The 16389-nt window shown below is 43.8% G+C and carries 18 protein-coding genes and 1 pseudogene; 16 read left to right on the top strand and 3 right to left on the bottom strand.

The window, feature by feature from the left end:
- Window positions 1-38 precede the first annotated feature (38 nt).
- The 3 genes from AS888_RS08365 (at window position 39) to AS888_RS08355 (ending at window position 3371) form a co-directional block, all read left to right on the top strand.
- Window positions 39-1223 (top strand): thiolase family protein, encoded by a 1185-nt coding sequence (locus AS888_RS08365; protein ID WP_061141680.1) that lies wholly within the window; start codon window positions 39-41, stop codon window positions 1221-1223.
- Between the two features lie 74 nt (window positions 1224-1297).
- Entirely contained in the window at window positions 1298-1702 is a 405-nt protein-coding gene (locus AS888_RS08360; RefSeq protein WP_061141679.1) for a PaaI family thioesterase, read from the top strand.
- Between the two features lie 73 nt (window positions 1703-1775).
- On the top strand, window positions 1776-3371 hold the full coding sequence (locus AS888_RS08355; protein WP_061141842.1) for a long-chain-fatty-acid--CoA ligase: 1596 nt from the start codon (window positions 1776-1778) through the stop codon (window positions 3369-3371).
- A gap of 88 nt (window positions 3372-3459) precedes the next feature.
- Here the strand turns inward: AS888_RS08355 and AS888_RS08350 are convergent, their stop codons facing one another.
- Complete coding sequence (locus AS888_RS08350) at window positions 3460-4239, bottom strand: hypothetical protein (protein ID WP_061141678.1); 780 nt, start codon at window positions 4237-4239, stop codon at window positions 3460-3462.
- Window positions 4240-4528: 289 nt separating this feature from the next.
- Between AS888_RS08350 and AS888_RS08345 the strand changes: the two genes are divergently transcribed.
- The 12 genes and pseudogenes from AS888_RS08345 to AS888_RS08295 all read left to right on the top strand — a co-directional run bounded on the left by AS888_RS08345 (window position 4529) and on the right by AS888_RS08295 (window position 14436).
- Window positions 4529-5551, top strand: coding sequence for a LacI family DNA-binding transcriptional regulator (locus AS888_RS08345; protein ID WP_061141677.1), 1023 nt, complete (start codon window positions 4529-4531; stop codon window positions 5549-5551).
- 211 nt (window positions 5552-5762) lie between these two features.
- Window positions 5763-5927: a hypothetical protein gene (locus tag AS888_RS27125; protein ID WP_397251216.1), complete on the top strand. Its 165-nt coding sequence runs from the start codon at window positions 5763-5765 to the stop codon at window positions 5925-5927.
- A 201-nt stretch (window positions 5928-6128) separates the two neighbouring features.
- The gene (fucP, locus tag AS888_RS08340) at window positions 6129-7475 is read left to right on the top strand and encodes an L-fucose:H+ symporter permease (protein WP_061141676.1); all 1347 of its coding nucleotides are present in this window, start codon (window positions 6129-6131) and stop codon (window positions 7473-7475) included.
- Between the two features lie 80 nt (window positions 7476-7555).
- Window positions 7556-8569 carry an aldose 1-epimerase family protein gene (locus AS888_RS08335; RefSeq protein ID WP_061141675.1) on the top strand — a complete coding sequence of 338 codons (1014 nt, stop codon included), beginning with the start codon at window positions 7556-7558 and terminating at the stop codon, window positions 8567-8569.
- Window positions 8570-8582: 13 nt separating this feature from the next.
- A complete protein-coding gene (rbsK, locus tag AS888_RS08330; RefSeq protein WP_061141674.1) occupies window positions 8583-9503 on the top strand; it encodes a ribokinase in 921 nt (306 codons plus the stop codon).
- Window positions 9504-9792: 289 nt separating this feature from the next.
- Window positions 9793-10326, top strand: a complete 534-nt coding sequence (locus tag AS888_RS08325) for a hypothetical protein (RefSeq protein ID WP_155645419.1) — start codon at window positions 9793-9795, stop codon at window positions 10324-10326.
- A 324-nt stretch (window positions 10327-10650) separates the two neighbouring features.
- Window positions 10651-11130, top strand: a complete 480-nt coding sequence (locus tag AS888_RS08320; RefSeq protein ID WP_061141672.1) for a DsrE/DsrF/DrsH-like family protein — start codon at window positions 10651-10653, stop codon at window positions 11128-11130.
- A 24-nt stretch (window positions 11131-11154) separates the two neighbouring features.
- On the top strand, window positions 11155-11451 hold the full coding sequence (locus tag AS888_RS08315) for a rhodanese-like domain-containing protein (protein WP_061141671.1): 297 nt from the start codon (window positions 11155-11157) through the stop codon (window positions 11449-11451).
- Window positions 11452-11505: 54 nt separating this feature from the next.
- Window positions 11506-12078 (top strand): annotated as a pseudogene (locus AS888_RS08310) (sulfurtransferase TusA family protein).
- Between the two features lie 136 nt (window positions 12079-12214).
- Window positions 12215-13342, top strand: coding sequence for an MBL fold metallo-hydrolase (locus AS888_RS08305; protein WP_061141670.1), 1128 nt, complete (start codon window positions 12215-12217; stop codon window positions 13340-13342).
- Between the two features lie 34 nt (window positions 13343-13376).
- Window positions 13377-13604 (top strand): sulfurtransferase TusA family protein, encoded by a 228-nt coding sequence (locus AS888_RS08300; protein ID WP_061141669.1) that lies wholly within the window; start codon window positions 13377-13379, stop codon window positions 13602-13604.
- A gap of 52 nt (window positions 13605-13656) precedes the next feature.
- The gene (locus tag AS888_RS08295) at window positions 13657-14436 is read left to right on the top strand and encodes a sulfite exporter TauE/SafE family protein (RefSeq protein WP_061141668.1); all 780 of its coding nucleotides are present in this window, start codon (window positions 13657-13659) and stop codon (window positions 14434-14436) included.
- A gap of 169 nt (window positions 14437-14605) precedes the next feature.
- Here the strand turns inward: AS888_RS08295 and AS888_RS08290 are convergent, their stop codons facing one another.
- Window positions 14606-15160: a helix-turn-helix domain-containing protein gene (locus AS888_RS08290; protein WP_061141667.1), complete on the bottom strand. Its 555-nt coding sequence runs from the start codon at window positions 15158-15160 to the stop codon at window positions 14606-14608.
- 110 nt (window positions 15161-15270) lie between these two features.
- Between AS888_RS08290 and AS888_RS08285 the strand changes: the two genes are divergently transcribed.
- Window positions 15271-15855, top strand: coding sequence for a LysE family transporter (locus AS888_RS08285; RefSeq protein WP_061141666.1), 585 nt, complete (start codon window positions 15271-15273; stop codon window positions 15853-15855).
- A 178-nt stretch (window positions 15856-16033) separates the two neighbouring features.
- On the opposite strand, the gene AS888_RS08280 is transcribed toward AS888_RS08285, so the two are convergent.
- On the bottom strand, window positions 16034-16389 hold a 356-nt coding region (locus tag AS888_RS08280; protein ID WP_185113049.1), incomplete at its 5' end, for a transposase.

The following is a 16389-nucleotide window of genomic DNA, read 5'->3' as shown; positions in this document are numbered from 1 at the left end:
AAAATACGAGTATCTGAACTTTGAGGGGGAGATGTGAAGTGAGCGAAGAAATTGTAATCGTGAGTGCTGTCCGAACACCGATCGGCCGCTACGGAGGGGCATTAAAGAATATAAGTTCTGGGCATTTGGCTAGCCTCGTTATCAACGAGGCCATTAAACGGGCCAATATAGCAGCTGAACAAGTGGATGAAGTCATTTTCGGGGAGGTAAGGCAAACGACCGAATCCTCGAATGTCGCGAGGGTGGCAGCTCTGCGTTCAGGGATTCCTGAATCTGCACCAGCTTTTACGGTAAACCGTTTATGCGCATCAGGCATGCAGGCTATTGCTTCGGCCGCCCAGCAACTAAGCTCGGGACAAGCCAATATCGTCGTTGCCGGCGGTACGGAAAGCATGAGTCGTGCTCCACTTTATTTAAGAAGTGCCCGATTTGGCGGGGATCGGACCGAACTGGTAGACTCGAATACCGAAGCAGGGCAACAGCCTCAGGAGATGTATGGAAGCAGATTAGGGATGGGAATAACGGCTGAAAATGTCGCACGGCGATACAACATTTCCAGGGAAGAGCAAGATGCCTTTTCGATTGAAAGCCAACGAAGAGCGGCACAGGCGACCGAAACAGGGAAATTCAAGGAAGAGATCGTTCCTGTCCAGGTAAGTGAGAAAAAGGGGACGGTTACGATAGAAGTGGATGAATATCCGCGTCCGGATACCACAATGGAACGGCTTGCAGCTTTAAGACCGGCTTTCAAGGAAAATGGAACCGTGACGGCAGGAAATGCCTGCGGCCGTAATGACGGGGCTTCGGCATTGGTATTAATGAAAGCCAGTGAGGCAAAACGGTTGCAACTGAAGCCAATCGCGAAAATTGTAGATTGGGCGGCGGCTGGCGTTTCTCCTGAAGTGATGGGGATTGGACCTGTACCAGCCGTCGGAAAGCTTTTGGAGCGTACCGGTAAAAAGATTGAAGAAATCGGTCTTTTTGAATTGAATGAAGCATTCGCTTCACAAGCATTGGCGGTCATCAGGGAGCTGGCGCTTGATGAAAGCAAAGTGAATGTAAACGGCGGGGCGATTGCGCTCGGGCATCCAGTTGGATCAACGGGTGCGCGGATCGTGACAACACTCATTCACGAATTGATTCGCAGGAAAGAGAGATACGGAATCGCGACACTTTGTGTCGGCGGGGGACAGGGAATGGCGATCATGGTTGAAACCGTATAAGGAGTGGAGATCCGACGTGGTTCTGATCCTTTTAAGATAGTATTCGAGTAGTTGGAAAAGGAAGGGGGAATAGTGTGTCTGTTGAAGTGGAGGAAATTCGCAACCAATTCGAAAGCAGTGCGTTCTTTTCACATATCGGGTTTGAAATCACTCGCTTTGAGGAAGGAAATGTTAGGATCAAGTTAAACATTGAAGAGCATTTACTGAATGTTAATGGGACATTGCACGGAGGGATTCACGCTACCATGCTGGATACCATCCTTGGAATGGTGACCCGTTCCGTGACCAGATCAAAAGTGGTGACGACAAGTTTGACCGTACATTATTTGGCGAGCATATCGAGCGGTGAATTGTTTGCAGAAGCAAAAGTCCTGCAAAAAGGGCATAAAATTGCCTTTACTGAAGGAGAGATAAAAGATGTAAACGGTAATATCATTGCAAAGGGAACGGGAATATTCAAAATCATTCGAAACAAATGATACGAGGATGAACGAGCGGTAAGCAAAACTTAAAGTTACGAGCATTTTAACGACAAGGAAGTGGGAGAGATTGATGAAAACTTGGCAAAGATTTTATCCAGAAGAAACCCCTCCTGAAATTGAGATTCCCTTATTGTCCCTATATGGACTATTGGAGCGCTCTGCCAACCTTTACCCCTCAACGAAAGCCGTCATCGCCGGCGAGAATGAGCTGACTTATTTGGAATTGAAGGATGCCTCAGATTGGTTTGCCATGGATTTATTCAATAGGGGTTTTCAGATGAATGACCGGATAGCCATCATGCTGCCAAATTGTCTGGAATATATCATTGCTTACTATGCGATCCATCGTTTGGGAGGTGTGGTCGTTCAAGTGAATCCCTTGTATCAGCCCAATGAATTAGATGAGATATTGAGTGATTCCGAGGCAAAATGGTTCATTGGTCGTGAGGAACAACAGGAGAAATTGAGGGCGACAAGTTTTTCTGAGTTGGTGACGTTCATTCCTGCCGACACAGTACGGAAGGGTGGACCAGTTCCAACGACGCTGGACAAGGAACTGCCTGAGATTTCCCTAGATCAAAAGGAAGCGGTGGCCTTGCTGCAATATACCGGAGGAACGACCGGGAAATCCAAGGGAGTCATGCTCACCCACTTTAATTTGATTTCCAACGTTCTTCAAGACTTTTCCTTTACGGCGGAACCTCTCAAACTCCAAAGTCCTGGCGAACGGATGCTTGGATTGACGCCATTATTCCATGTGTTTGGCAATGGACGATTGAATAGTGCCGTTTATGCAGGGGCGACATATATAACATTGGAAAAATTTGAAATCGATAAAGTGGTCGAGCTGATCCGAAAACATCGGCCCACCATATTTCCAGGTGTTCCGACGATGTATATCGCCTTACTCAATCACCGGGATTTAACGGCAGACGATTTAAGCTGCTTTAAATACTGCAGCTGCGGTTCAGCCCCGCTCCCGATAGAAATCATCCATCAATTCCAAACAGCTTTCAGTATCTCGATATCGGAGGGATTCGGCATGTCCGAAACCTCACCCACGACTCACAGAAACCCTGTTAATGGACAAAAGAAGCCCGGAAGCATTGGGATACCATACCCTAATACAGACGCAAGAATCGTAGATTTGAAAACGGGGACAAAAGGTATGACACCAGGCGAAGCAGGTGAATTGATCATTAAAGGGCCACAGGTCATGAAGGGCTATTGGAAAAATCCAGGGGATACGGCAGCAGCTTTGCGGGATGGCTGGCTATACACCGGCGATATCGCGACGATGGACGAAGAAGGGTATTTTTATATCGTGGGCCGGAAGAAGGATATGATCATTGCAAGCGGCTATAATATCTATCCAACCGAAGTGGAGGACATTATTTATCAGCATCCTGCCGTGAAAGAAACGTGTGTATATGGCGTGCCGGATACATATCGCGGGGAAACGGTTAAAGCGGCGATAGTCATCAAGGAAGGACGATCCGTCTCGGAAGCGGAAATCCGGGCGTTCTGCCGTCAACGCATGGCCCGTTATAAGGTGCCGCGGGAATTTGAGTTCAGGAAACAGCTCCCAAAATCAGCGGTAGGGAAAATATTGCGCCGTATCTTATTGGAAGAAGAAATGCAGCGCCATACAGCAGGTGAACTATGAGTTGCTGTATGGCAGCTGACACGAAAATCAAACAACCGCCAAATAAGAGAACATTCCCTTGTCTGGCGGTATTATCTTAACTACTACACTATTTTCCTCTTAAGGGAACTTCAAACGAACTGCCCTTCATCAATAATTCATGTGATTCACCATCTGATATATCGTCTGTCGTGAATGAAAAGGACGCGAGCTCCCCAATGTTTTCCTCTGGATCGATCAATAAGCCAATTGTGCCTTCCCTCTTTTCGCCTGGTTGGTAATCCGAGCGGCTGACTTTTTTTGTCCCGATGAACGTATCACCGGAGTGGATGAAATTTTTAGTGGGCACATCATATGTAAGGTTACCATTGAAGGTGACATTTTCCATGCTGTAGAACTGGAGCTCCTTCGAATCTTTATTTTCCACGGAATAAGTAATTTCCAGGTAAGAAACCCGTTCGTCAATATCCGCTTTGGACCAGGCGGCTTTTTGGTCGATTTCCTCCATGCTTAAATGGTCTTTATAATAGATCGAGTAGGCCTCTTCAAAACTCAGACCAGTATAAGACTCCAGCTCTTTCTCTGCTTCGTCAGTAAGCGAGGATAATTGAATTCTGCGAATATCCTTGATCGTGATCACCATGTGAGCTAATTCAAACGACTTATTAACTGGCTTGGTCTCAAGTAAGGTGAGTGTTCCCCAATTTTTTTGATGGACCTTATCCCCGACTTTTTCAAGGTGAGGTCCGCCAAATTCCTCTACTACAGGGATCTTGGACTTCTCGGTTTTTCTACTTTCACGTTTTTGCGGTTCATTCTCGCTGCTGGAATTATTGAAGGCCAATACACCTAATGAAACGAGCAATAATCCAGCCAGTGTTGATAGCATCCATCTTTTTCTGATATTTCATCACTCCTTGTCTTACATCATTGATGTCCCATACTATAATATACCATCCATCCTTTACCATCCATCCTTTGCAAAACATGAAAAATGTGAGCTATGCTTGTAACCGCATACAAAAACGCTTGCCATTACAAAATAAACCTGTTAATCTATTTTTAAGAATAATCTAAACGTTTACATTTTTATAAACTCTTAAATGAGAATCGTATCTTGATATATCTGATGCTTGTCTTGAAAAATCTAAACGTTTACATTTTGAGGTGTCAACAAAATGGAATCTAAACCAAATATTCATGATGTTGCAAGTCTAGCAAACGTCTCCATTGCCACGGTATCCCGGGTCATCAATAACCAAGGAGGAGTCCGTAAAGTAACGGAGGAACGGATCCTTAAGGCAATCGAGGAACTGGGCTATATCCGCAGTGCAGCAGCAAGGACCATGAAGCTCAAAGAAACGAAAACGATTGGCGTCATTGTACCTGATATCAAGAATCCGTTCTTTCCGCTAGTAATGGCAGGAATCGAACAAAAAGCACGTGAAAAGGAGTACTTCACCATTTTAAGCAGCACGAATGAATCGCCCAAGATTGAAGAAGAAATCGTGAAAAATTTCATTGAGCGTGGCGTGGATGGAGTGATCATCACAACGGCAAATGAAAACGGCGATCATCTAAAGCTTCTTGAAGAACAAGGAATCCCTGTCGTAGCGGTTGACCGAAGCATTAAAAAATGGGAAGTGGATACGGTTCTTGTAGATAACAAGAAGGGGGCCTATCAGGCAGTACAGCAATTGATTTTACAAGGGCATGAAAAGATTGCGATCATATGCGGACCCTTGAATACGACCCCTGGGCTTGAGCGGTACTTGGGCTATCAACAAGCCTTGGCAGATTACAAAATCGAATTGGATGAACGATATGTCATTCAAGGTGATTTCGGGGAGCAAAGCGGCTATCAGTGTACAGAAAGGCTTTTTGAACTTGATGAGAGGCCGACTGCCATTTTTTCTTCCAACAATATGATGACGATCGGCTGTATGAAGGCGCTGGAGGATGTAAACTGGAGGCTTGGCAGTGAGGTATCGTTCATAGGTTTTGATGATGTGGATATTGCAACATTTTTGAACCCTAAGCTTAGTGTCGTAGCAAGGCCAATGAATTCCATAGGTGAGATTGCCTTTTTACTGTTGCACGAGCGGATTGGTTTAAAGGGGAATCTTCCAAAACGGGAGTATTTATTGTCTCCTGAGCTTAAAATCAGGCAGTCTTGCCGATTGGTGAACCCGACGTTTTAATTGTATGAAAGGGCACTGGACAATCAATCATCCAGTCGTCCATTTCCTTTCACGAATTGTAAGCGCTTTATTTTAAATGGGGAAAGAGAAGAGAATAAAATGATCAAGTCAAAAATAAACGACCATATCTTATGAAAGGCGGAAGCAACAAAAAAAACAGATCATGACTCTTTGTGATGAAGCAAGAGAATAGGGATTTGCCTTTGTATGTGTGAATCCGGTCTGGGTGAAAACGAAGGCAGAAGAATTTAAAGGAAGTGATGTGAAGGTTTGCGCGGTTACCAGCTTTCCGCTCAGTGCCTCGACGGCTGCGATAAAAGCGTTGGAAACAGAGAATGCCGTTCAAAATGGCGCCGAAGACGTGCTATGGTTTTAGCGATTGGATTATGGAAATCAGATGAATATGATGAGGCGGAGGCTGACATCAGGATTTGAAAGCGATGGTTCGGGCTGGTGCCACTCGAATAGGGGCAAGCTCCGGGGCGGCGATCATGGACGGCGAAGCAGTCGAAGATGAATACCGATATAGCGTGTAAGGGTTTTTTTAAAACTAATGGACACAAGGAGATGTTAAAAAATGAAAAAACAAAACTTAATTCAGCTGTCAGATGGTTATTTGAATCGTACGCCTATTTTTCAGTTTATCCTGTTGTCTTTGCTTTTCCCGTTATGGGCGGTTGCCGCCAGTTTGAACGATATCCTGATCGCACAGTTCAAGCATGTATTTGAGTTGACAGATTTTGCGAGTGCTTTAGTGCAGAGCGCATTTTATGGGGGGTATTTCCTGATTGCGATACCAGCTTCAATGGTGATTAAGAAAACGAATTATAAATTTGCCATCATTACCGGTTTGCTTTTTTATATTATAGGCTGCTCGTTGTTTTATCCAGCATCGCATATGGCTACGTATACGATGTTTTTATTCGCGATCTTCTCCATCGCGATCGGCCTGGGGTTTCTTGAGACGGCTGCAAATACATATAGTTCAATGATTGGGCCGCGAAAGTATGCGATTCTTCGCTTGAATATCAGCCAAACCTTTTATCCTATCGGTGCGATTTCTGGAATCTTATTAGGGAAATACCTTGTATTCCAGGAAGGGGCAAGCCTCGAGGCAAGGATGGCGACGATGTCGCCGGCAGAGGCTCAGGCCTTTGGGCTGAAAATGCTTGAAAATACGCTGGAACCGTATAGATTTATGATTTTCGTCCTGATCGGTATCTTGATCTTGTTCATTTTGACCAAGTTCCCATCATGTAAGCCCGAAGGGAAGAGCGGCAATGCTTCCGGGAAATCACCTGGGATCATGAGAACGCTTAAATACCTGGGTGGAAACAAACGATTCCGGAAAGGAGTGGCCGCGCAATTTTTATACGTGGGGATGCAGGTAACGGTTTGGTCCTTTACGATTCGCCTTGCGCTCGATTTAAATCCCGACATCAATGAGCGTACCGCATCAACCTTTATGGTATATAGTTTCAGTGCTTTCTTTGCAGGCAAGTTCATTGCGAATTTCTTGATGACCCGTTTTTCGCCAGCAAAAGTATTGGTCAGTTACGCCATTATTGGTTCAGCGCTTCTTGCCTATGTGGCATTCGTACCGAATATGACAGCGGTGTACGCAGCCGTTGCGGTCAGCATGCTGTTCGGGCCATGCTGGGCGACGATTTATGCGGAAACGCTTGAAGTCATCCAAGATAAGAAATATACCGAAACGGCCGGTGCGATCCTCGTCATGGCCATTGTAGGGGGAGCCTTCATTCCTGCGTTGCAAGGGTTTGCATCTGATTTCTTCGGTTCGATGCAACTGGCTTTCCTTGTATCCATGGCCTGCTTCATCTACGTTGGCTTCTATTTCTTCGGTGAAATGAAAACGCAAAAAGTCACAATTCAGGCTGCAGAAAAGCCAGCATCATCATTGTAAGTTCAGAAACGAATCTTCGGCATAGGGAAAAGTTCAAGCACCGCTTCCCTGTGCGAAGATAAAGTGAAAGGGTGGAAGGAATGAAGGGAATAATCGGACTGCAACGGAATTATTTTAAAGAAAGCCGCACACCGTTTTTTACCAACGAAGAATTCACTGTTAACTTATTCCGCTATCCATCAGGCATTGAAGCGATCGAGATTACCAATTCAAGAGGCAGGATGGTGGTTCTACCATACATGGGCCAAATGATTTGGGATTTGGAATTTGACGGTGTAGATCTTAAAATGAAGAGTATGTTCGCCCAGCCCAAAAAGGCTGATAGCATCATAGATACATATGGTTGCTTTGCTTTCCATTCAGGGCTTATCAGCAATGGCTGTCCGGGGCCTGATGATGACCATGAAATGCATGGAGAAATGCCCTGTGCCGAGATGGACAGTGCCTGGCTGGAAATAACCGATTCGTCCGTAAAAATCTGCGGCCGGACCGAATATATAAAAGGTTTCGGCCACCATTACCTAGCTTCTCCGAGCGTTGAAATGTTCAAAGCGAAAGGGTCGATCCAGATGACCATGGCTGTGAAAAATCTATCGGGCGAAGTGATGCCGCTACAGTATATGTGTCATACAAACTATGCTTACTTGGAAAATGCCGAAATGAAGCAAAATATCCCGAACAGTGCTTTCAAGCTAAGGGAGTCGATTCCAGATCATGTGAAACCGACCGATAAATGGCTGGGTTATAATAAGAAGCTATTAAATGGCGAGGCATTGCTTAAAGCAATAAATCATCCTGAAATGTATGATCCCGAAATCGTGTTTTTTGCAGACGAGCTGAATCTTTATCAGGAAGTAGCAGAGTTCGAGATGGTTTCACCTGACGGGATCACGTTTTTTACCCGTTTTTCAACAGCTGAATTGAACTACGCCACAAGGTGGTTATTGCATAACGTCAATCAGCATGTCGCTTCTTTCGTCCTGCCGGCCACAAGTCGTCCAGAAGGCTTCAGCGCCGCAGAAAAAGCAGGAACGTTGATGATGCTTGGAGCAGGGGAAGAGAGGACGTTCACGATAGTGACCGGAAAGAAATAAGGAGGAACAATAAATGGACATAGCAGTGATTGGATCGAATATGGTGGATTTGATCTCGTACATTGTGGACATGCCAAAAGAAGGAGAAACGCTTGAGGCACCGGATTTTAAAATGGGCTTCGGCGGGAAAGGTACCAACCAAGCGGTTGCAGCCGCCAAAATGGGCTCAAAGGTGATGATGGTAACGAAGGTCGGCGATGATCTTTTTGCGGATAACACGATCAAAAATCTTGAAAGCCATGGGATTGATACGGAATTCACCAGTAAAGTGACTGGCACATCAAGCGGGGTGGCACCGATTTTTGTCGATCAAGAATCAAAAAACCGCATCCTGATCATTAAGGGAGCAAACCAGCACTTGCTGCCGGCGGATGTCGACCGTGCCGCAGGGAAGCTTAAGACAGCTTCCTTGATTATCCTTCAGCTTGAAATTCCGCTTCCAACCGTTTACCGTGCGATTGATTTTGGTCGCGAACATAACATTCCGGTCATAGTAAATCCGGCTCCTGCGTCAAAAGAACTTGATTTTGATTATGTGTGCAAAAGTGACTTTTTTATCCCTAATGAGAGCGAACTGGAGATTTTAACGAACATGCCTGTTGCTACAGATGAACAAATTAAGGAAGCGGCGTCCATTCTCATAAATAAGGGCGTTGAAAATGTAATCGTAACGATGGGAAACCGGGGAGTCATGTGGATAACGAAGGAAAAAAGTGTGAAGGTTGCGTCGCAGAAAGTGACAGCGGTAGATACAACCGGAGCGGGGGATGCCTTCATAGGCTGCTTTGCCCACTTCTTAGTGCAAAATGGGGATGTACTCCAGGCGATAAAAAAGGCTGCAGCCTTTGCCGGATTAAGTGTCACGAAACGGGGAACTCAGTCTTCTTATCCAACGAGTGTGGAATTGGAAGCGTTCTTAATGTCGAGAAATTAAGGCAAGAGGGTAGGACAAGCCGGACAGGTGGCAAACTTTTTGCCGCCTGTCTATTTTTGTATCATCAATCAACCACAAAAAGCAACAGCTCCGGTCTCCACTGGGATTTTTGATGATTGTACAAGCCATTTATATGTAAATCCATATCATGTTACAAAAGGGATACTGTATGGAAGGCTTAGTTTGGTGATCTTGGGCCTTTCTAAAAAACAATCGTCTGGCACATTTACTTAAAAGGAGACGTGTAAAATTGTTGCTAAATAACAGTGGAAAAGAAAAAGGCCTACAAATGAATAAAGGTTCCATGTTGCGACCTGAAGAGATACAAGCCATTGACTCATGGGTAGCAAAAATGGGGAAGCACCATTTTTTTGAAACGACAGCACAAAGAATGACTTCCGCTACAAAAACGCTGAACCTTCAATATGAAATGATCGGGCATGGCTATAATCGAATCGTTTATGATCTGGATAATGGCTATATATTAAAAGTTGCCCTGTCCGAGATAGGTATGGTGGCCAACGCAAATGAAGCACACATCTATAATAATTGCAGGGAGGAAGTTAGAAAGTATATTTGTCCGGTTAGTGAATATGATTCTGGCTGGATCATCATGAAGAAGATGGACACAAGCGTGCGGCATGCAGTCCTTGACTATATGAAGCTTATCAAGCTCGAAATTATATTTCTGAAGTATGGCATGATTCCAATCGATTTGCGAATCGCAAATGTCGCTTTTTCCGAAGAACAAGAAATGGTCGTCATTGATTATGGCCTTTTCACGATGGATCTCAAAAGCCCTGTGTTTCGCTGGTTCATATGAAGGTTCACAACCATTTGCAAGGATTGGGTGATTACCTTTGGGAGATGGATGTTTCTGTCCATTTGTGATTGCCACTGCATTTCACCCTCTTCCTAACTCTCTTTTGATCGGATGAATAGAGAAGGATTTTTAGATAGCAATCAATCCTTGAAAATGGAAAATGAAAAAGGGAAAATCCCTATTACAAGCCGAATTCTCGAGTAAACAGCTTTTACGCAAGAATAAAAGTACACAAATTTACGCTTCTGAGTGTTGACGTATTATATTTTTTAGCATAAAATATACCCCCATAGGTATATAAAGCGAAAAGGAGAAAAAACAGAGATGACTGAACAGAAAAAAACGACAATCATCTTATTTAGTGGTGATTATGATAAGGCGATGGCTGCTTACATCATTGCAAATGGTGCGGCAGCCTACGATCATGAAGTGACCATCTTCCATACATTCTGGGGATTGAATGCATTGAGGAAGGACGAGCCGTTGAAGGTGAAAAAAGGGTGGCTTGAGAAAATGTTTGCCAAAATGATGCCGCGAGGTGCTGATAAGATGGGCTTATCCCAATTGAATTTTGTTGGAATGGGACCTAAAATGATCAAGCATGTCATGAAAAAACATAAGGCGATGTCACTGCCGCATTTAATCGAGCTGGCTCAAGAACAAGAGGTGAAACTAATCGCCTGTACGATGACAATGGACTTGCTCGGTTTACAACAAGAGGAATTATTGGCTGGTATCGAGTATGCAGGTGTGGCTGCTTATTTAGCGGAAGCTGAGGATGGGAATGTAAACTTATTCATTTAAAGGTAGTGCGAGGAGATAAAAATCATGAGAGAAATATTGCCTAATGAAGTGAATGATTTAGTGAAAGGGAACAAGCCAGTTCATGTCATTGATGTGCGTGAAGTGGATGAAGTGAAGGGCGGGAAGATTCCCGATGCCATGAACATCCCATTGGCTTTAGTGGAATGTACCATGCAGGACCTGGATAAATCAAAAGAGTACATCTTAGTCTGCCGTTCGGGGGGCAGAAGTTCAAGGGCTGCACAGTTACTAGAGCAGCATGGATATAAAGTGATGAACATGGTGGGGGGCATGAATGAATGGAAGGGTGCAACAGAATGACTTTTTGACCTTTTATATACCCCACCCCCTATTAATTGAACAAGGAGGAAAATGATGATTACAACGAATTCCGTACTGGATGCAAAAGGATTGGCCTGTCCCACGCCCATCGTCAAAACGAAAAAAGCGATGAACAATCTGGAAGCTGGAGAAGTGCTTGAGGTTCAAGCGACTGATAAAGGATCAACTGCCGATTTGAAGGCCTGGGCGGAAAGTTTAGGTCATCAATATTTGGGAACGGTGGAAGATGGAGTGGTTATGAAGCATTATCTTCGCAAAGCTAGTGCTGAAGATCAACAAGAAAGAATCCATGAAAAGATCATTACAAATGAAATGCTCCTGGAAAAAATCGAAGCAAAGGAAAACACGATCATCCTCGATGTAAGAGAAAGGGCAGAGTATGCTTTCAATCATATTCCAACGGCTATATCCTTTCCAATCGGTGATTTGGAACACCGTTTGGAGGAACTGGATAAAGGATCTGAGCTTTTTGTCATTTGCCGTACGGGCAGCCGAAGTGACCTTGCTGCATAAAAACTAACGGCAGCTGGATTTAAGGAAGTCATCAATGTTTTACCTGGCATGAGCCAATGGAACGGTCCTTCACAAACATCGGTCAAAAAATAATTGAACATTTAGTCGTGGAACGGCCTTCTTCTTTATGATCGAGTGCAATTGTTTCAATCGTTTTCTTGGGGATTTCGCCCCGGACGCTAATGGAGGGAAAAAATTTAATGATTAATATACTATATGGGGTATAAGGATGATCTATAAATCGATGACTGCAGCGGAGGTTGCAAGGAAAGTTATCAATGAAGATGAATTATTCATTTTGGATGTTCGAAATGAAACGGACTATATCAATTGGAAAATTGAAGGGGAATGGTTTGAAATCCTTAATATTCCATACTTTGATTTGTTGGATGGTGTGGAAAAAATCATCGAACGGATTCCGGAAAATAAAGACATTCTGGTGGTTTGCGCAAAAGAAGGCTCATCAATGATGGTGGCTGAAATGCTGGCTGAAGCTGGACTTCATGTTGCTTATTTAAAGGGGGGCATGAAAGCGTGGAGTGAGCACTTGGAACGGGTGAAGATCGGAACATTGACTGATGGCGGAGAAATTTATCAATTTGTCCGTCACGGCAAAGGGTGTTTATCTTATATGGTCGTATCCAATGGCGAAGCTGCCGTGATTGATTCCACAAGAATGATCGATGTTTACCTCGATTTTGCCGAAAGCATAGGTGCAAAAATCACGCATGTGTTGGATACACATCTACATGCTGACCATATTTCAGGAGGCCGAAATATAGCAAAAAAGACTAATGCAACTTACTGGCTGCCAACAAAAGATGCAACGGAAGTAACGTTTGATTACCAGCCATTGGAAAGCGGAAAGGTGATTAGAATCGGTCATACGGCGATCGATATCCAAGCCGTATATTCGCCAGGCCACACGGTAGGCTCGACATCATTCGTCATCGATGAAAAATACCTGCTTTCTGGAGACATCTTATTCATTAACTCCATCGGCAGACCGGACTTAGCAGGCTTGGCCGAGGATTGGGTAGGCGATTTGAGAGAAACCCTATATACACGTTATCGAGAACTATCAGAAGAGTTACTGGTATTACCTTCACATTTCATGATTCATGAAGAATTGAATAATGACGGTAGTGTCGCCAAAAAGCTAGGCTATTTATTTGCTGAGAATCATGGATTGAACATGGCAGACGAGTCAGAGTTCAGAGCATTGGTATCGGGTAATTTACCGCCTCAGCCAAATGCTTATCAAGAAATTCGTGAAACCAATATGGGGAAAATCCAACCGAAGGATGAAAAACAGCGCGAAATGGAAATTGGACCAAATCGTTGTGCCGTTCGTTAAGTATAAATGAAACCTGAATAAGGAGAGATTTGGGATGAATTCAGATAAAGTATTGGATGCTACAGGGCTTGCTTGCCCAATGCCGATCATTAAAACGAAAAAAGCGATGAATGAAATGCTGCAGGGGCAAGTGCTGGAAATACATGTAACTGATAAAGGAGCTAAAGCCGACTTGGCGGCTTGGTCAAAATCAGGCGGTCATGAACTAATCGACACAGCGATGGATCATGAGATACTTAAATTTTGGATCAGAAAAGGCTAAAGAAGCGAAGGGAACCTTTTAGATTCCCTTCGTTTTATGGGAGGCAAGTAATATGGATATCACTTTTATCATGACCATCTTCCTGATTGGATTCATAGGTTCATACATTTCCGGAATGCTCGGTATTGGCGGTGCGATCATTAATTACCCATTGCTTCTATTCGTTCCTCCCATTTTCGGTTTAGCGGCATTTAGTGCACATGATGTAACAGGTATAAGTGCGGTGCAAGTTTTGTTTGCTTCCATCGGAGGGGTCTGGAGCTATCGGAAAAGCGGACATGTAAATAAAACGCTCATTCTTTATATGGGAATCAGCGTGTTGATCGGAAGCATGCTCGGAAGTTTCGGATCACGAGAGATGTCGGAAAACGGAGTGAATATTGTCTACGGTGTTTTGGCGTTGATCGCTGCTTTTATGATGTTCATTCCGAGAAAAAGAATGGATCAAGTTACTAAGGAACAAGTGAGCTTTAACAAATGGCTGGCGGCCATCCTGGCTCTACTCGTTGGTTTGGGGGCAGGAATAGTCGGGGCAGGAGGCGGTTTTCTAATAGTCCCGATCATGCTTATCGTGTTAAGGATCCCGACCAGGGTCACGATCGCATCTTCACTGGCCATCACGCTCATCTCATCAATCGGTGCGACGGCAGGGAAAATCACGACTGGGCAAGTTGATTTTTATCCAACACTGATCATCGTTGCAGCTAGTTTGATAGCCGCTCCAATCGGGGCGATGGTCGGCAAAAAAATGGATGTAAAAGTCCTGCAAGTCCTATTGGCCCTCTTGATTTTGGCGACAGCTGTGAAAACCTGGCTGGGAATCATGACTTGAGATGATTTGGGGAAATGCAGGTGTCGAAAAAATGACCCTTTAGAAAGCATGGGAGAAAATCTTCAACATCTGCATTCAATGTTGGACAAACCAGGAAGACTGGAGACACTCCCATTAACATGAAGTTTGTCTCCAATCTGAAAACCCCGTTCTCGTAAAACGGGGTTTTTTAGTTTGGATAATATAAAATCATGCTTAACCGGGTCAGCGTTCCGCCGGTATTCAGGTAAGCATGGGGCTTGTCTGCCTTGAATCTGATGGAGTCGCCATCTTTTAAGATGTATTCATGATCATTTAGGCGGACAGTCAGCTCGCCTCCAAAAATAGTCAGAAATTCTTCCGTTCCTTCTTGATGTGGATCGGCACGATGAAGTCCACCTGCTTCGATCTCGATCGAATAAACCTCAAAACGTTTATCAGCTTCGAAGGGAAAGTGAGGATAAACTAGATATTTGCCGTTGTCTTCAGTTAATGTTCGAATATCACTTTTAAGAACAACCGTTGTATCTGGCCGGGGATGATCGATTAGCGAAGAAAAGGAAATCTTTAAACCATTGGCAATTTTCCAGATCGTTGTGATCGTGGGACTCGATTCCCCTCGTTCAATTTGGCCTATCATTGTTTTGCTTACACCAGTCAGCTCTGCAACCTTTTCGAGGCTTAACTTTTTATTTTCTCTGAAGGCTTTTAAGTTTTTCGCAAGTATAAGATTTATTTCCTCCATAAGTGCACTCCTTTATATACAATATAACGATCGTATTGTACAATAAAAAGTAAGTCGTTATATCGTTCTTTTTAAACAGTATAACATACATCTCTAAGGGAGGCGCACCCATGCCATTAGTAACATTTTTACTTTATGTTTTTGTCACCAGCTTCACCCCAGGCCCCAACAATATCATGGCGATGTTATTCGCTAACAAATACGGGTTTAAGCGGACGCTGAAATTCTGTTTAGGCGTAGGAGCAGGTTTCTTTGTGATCATGTTATTGTCGAGTTATTTTAATCTGCTGCTAAAAAATTTCATTCCAAAAATCGAATTTATCATGACAGTCCTTGCTGCCATCTATATGCTGTATCTGGCCACGAAAATAATCAAAAGTAAAAACAAAAGCGAGGATGAAGATGGAGATAAAAATAACCGTTTTCTGTCAGGCATGCTGCTGCAGTTCATCAATCCAAAAGGTATCTTGTATGGCATAACGGCCGTTTCAACTTTTATCATTCCCTATCATACTTCCAATGCCAGTCTGCTATTTTTCTCCTTATTTCTTGCATTTATCGGTTTCCTGAGTACGATGAGCTGGAGCGTGTTCGGTTCACTGTTTCAAAAGTTCCTCACAAAATATAGCAGTCAGTTCAATATCGTCATGGCCTTGTTATTGGTCTATAGTGCCATATCCATTCTTGTAGGATAGAACACCTTATCTAATATAAGGAAGAAATACGTAGTAAAGAAGCCTATTATACATATAAAAGGCTTCTTTCAGTTTGTAGACAAAAGGGGTTCGGAATTTAAAAATTCCGAACCCCTTTTGAAATTCCTTTGAAATTTTGACCAAAGGTTACGAGATTTGGGCTCTTCGAGCCACTATGTTAAGCCGTTTTAGGACCTTGCCATGTCCAAGTGGCCATCTTCTTTACATTCATGGCAGCGAAAGTAAGCATCGCCTGCATCGACAATTTTTTAAGTCCCCTTAAAGTAGTCCAACGCATACCATGCTTTTCTTTTGCATCTGCGAATACACGCTCTATCGTTTCTTTGCGTTTCGCATATATAGGTTTTACCTCTTGATGATGACGCAGATGATCTGCTTCTTCCACATATGCTTGCCAGATATGCCGTGTCACTACTTTTTGATGGTCTTTGCTTTCAGTACACCGTGATAAAAATGAGCATGTTGCACAAATTTGTTTTGGCGATTTGTACTCGCGATAGCCCTCTTTATTTC

This window comes from Peribacillus simplex (assembly GCF_001542915.1).
Taxonomy (GTDB): domain Bacteria; phylum Bacillota; class Bacilli; order Bacillales; family DSM-1321; genus Peribacillus; species Peribacillus simplex_B.
The sequence above is the reverse complement of the archived record's forward strand: the minus strand, read 5'-3'. Positions and strand labels throughout refer to the sequence as shown.

What these genes read in the sequence shown, in the direction of transcription:
- AS888_RS08355 (WP_061141842.1), top strand. Translation starts at nt 1,776, where the DNA reads ATGAAAACTTGGCAAAGATTTTATCCAGAAGAAACCCCTCCTGAAATT.
- AS888_RS08315 (WP_061141671.1), top strand. Translation starts at nt 11,155, where the DNA reads ATGAGAGAAATATTGCCTAATGAAGTGAATGATTTAGTGAAAGGGAAC.
- AS888_RS08350 (WP_061141678.1), bottom strand. Translation starts at nt 4,239, where the DNA reads ATGCTATCAACACTGGCTGGATTATTGCTCGTTTCATTAGGTGTATTG.
- AS888_RS08345 (WP_061141677.1), top strand. Translation starts at nt 4,529, where the DNA reads ATGGAATCTAAACCAAATATTCATGATGTTGCAAGTCTAGCAAACGTC.
- fucP (WP_061141676.1), top strand. Translation starts at nt 6,129, where the DNA reads ATGAAAAAACAAAACTTAATTCAGCTGTCAGATGGTTATTTGAATCGT.
- AS888_RS08290 (WP_061141667.1), bottom strand. Translation starts at nt 15,160, where the DNA reads ATGGAGGAAATAAATCTTATACTTGCGAAAAACTTAAAAGCCTTCAGA.
- AS888_RS08285 (WP_061141666.1), top strand. Translation starts at nt 15,271, where the DNA reads ATGCCATTAGTAACATTTTTACTTTATGTTTTTGTCACCAGCTTCACC.
- rbsK (WP_061141674.1), top strand. Translation starts at nt 8,583, where the DNA reads ATGGACATAGCAGTGATTGGATCGAATATGGTGGATTTGATCTCGTAC.
- AS888_RS08320 (WP_061141672.1), top strand. Translation starts at nt 10,651, where the DNA reads ATGACTGAACAGAAAAAAACGACAATCATCTTATTTAGTGGTGATTAT.
- AS888_RS08325 (WP_155645419.1), top strand. Translation starts at nt 9,793, where the DNA reads ATGAATAAAGGTTCCATGTTGCGACCTGAAGAGATACAAGCCATTGAC.
- AS888_RS08295 (WP_061141668.1), top strand. Translation starts at nt 13,657, where the DNA reads ATGGATATCACTTTTATCATGACCATCTTCCTGATTGGATTCATAGGT.
- AS888_RS08300 (WP_061141669.1), top strand. Translation starts at nt 13,377, where the DNA reads ATGAATTCAGATAAAGTATTGGATGCTACAGGGCTTGCTTGCCCAATG.
- AS888_RS08305 (WP_061141670.1), top strand. Translation starts at nt 12,215, where the DNA reads ATGATCTATAAATCGATGACTGCAGCGGAGGTTGCAAGGAAAGTTATC.
- AS888_RS08335 (WP_061141675.1), top strand. Translation starts at nt 7,556, where the DNA reads ATGAAGGGAATAATCGGACTGCAACGGAATTATTTTAAAGAAAGCCGC.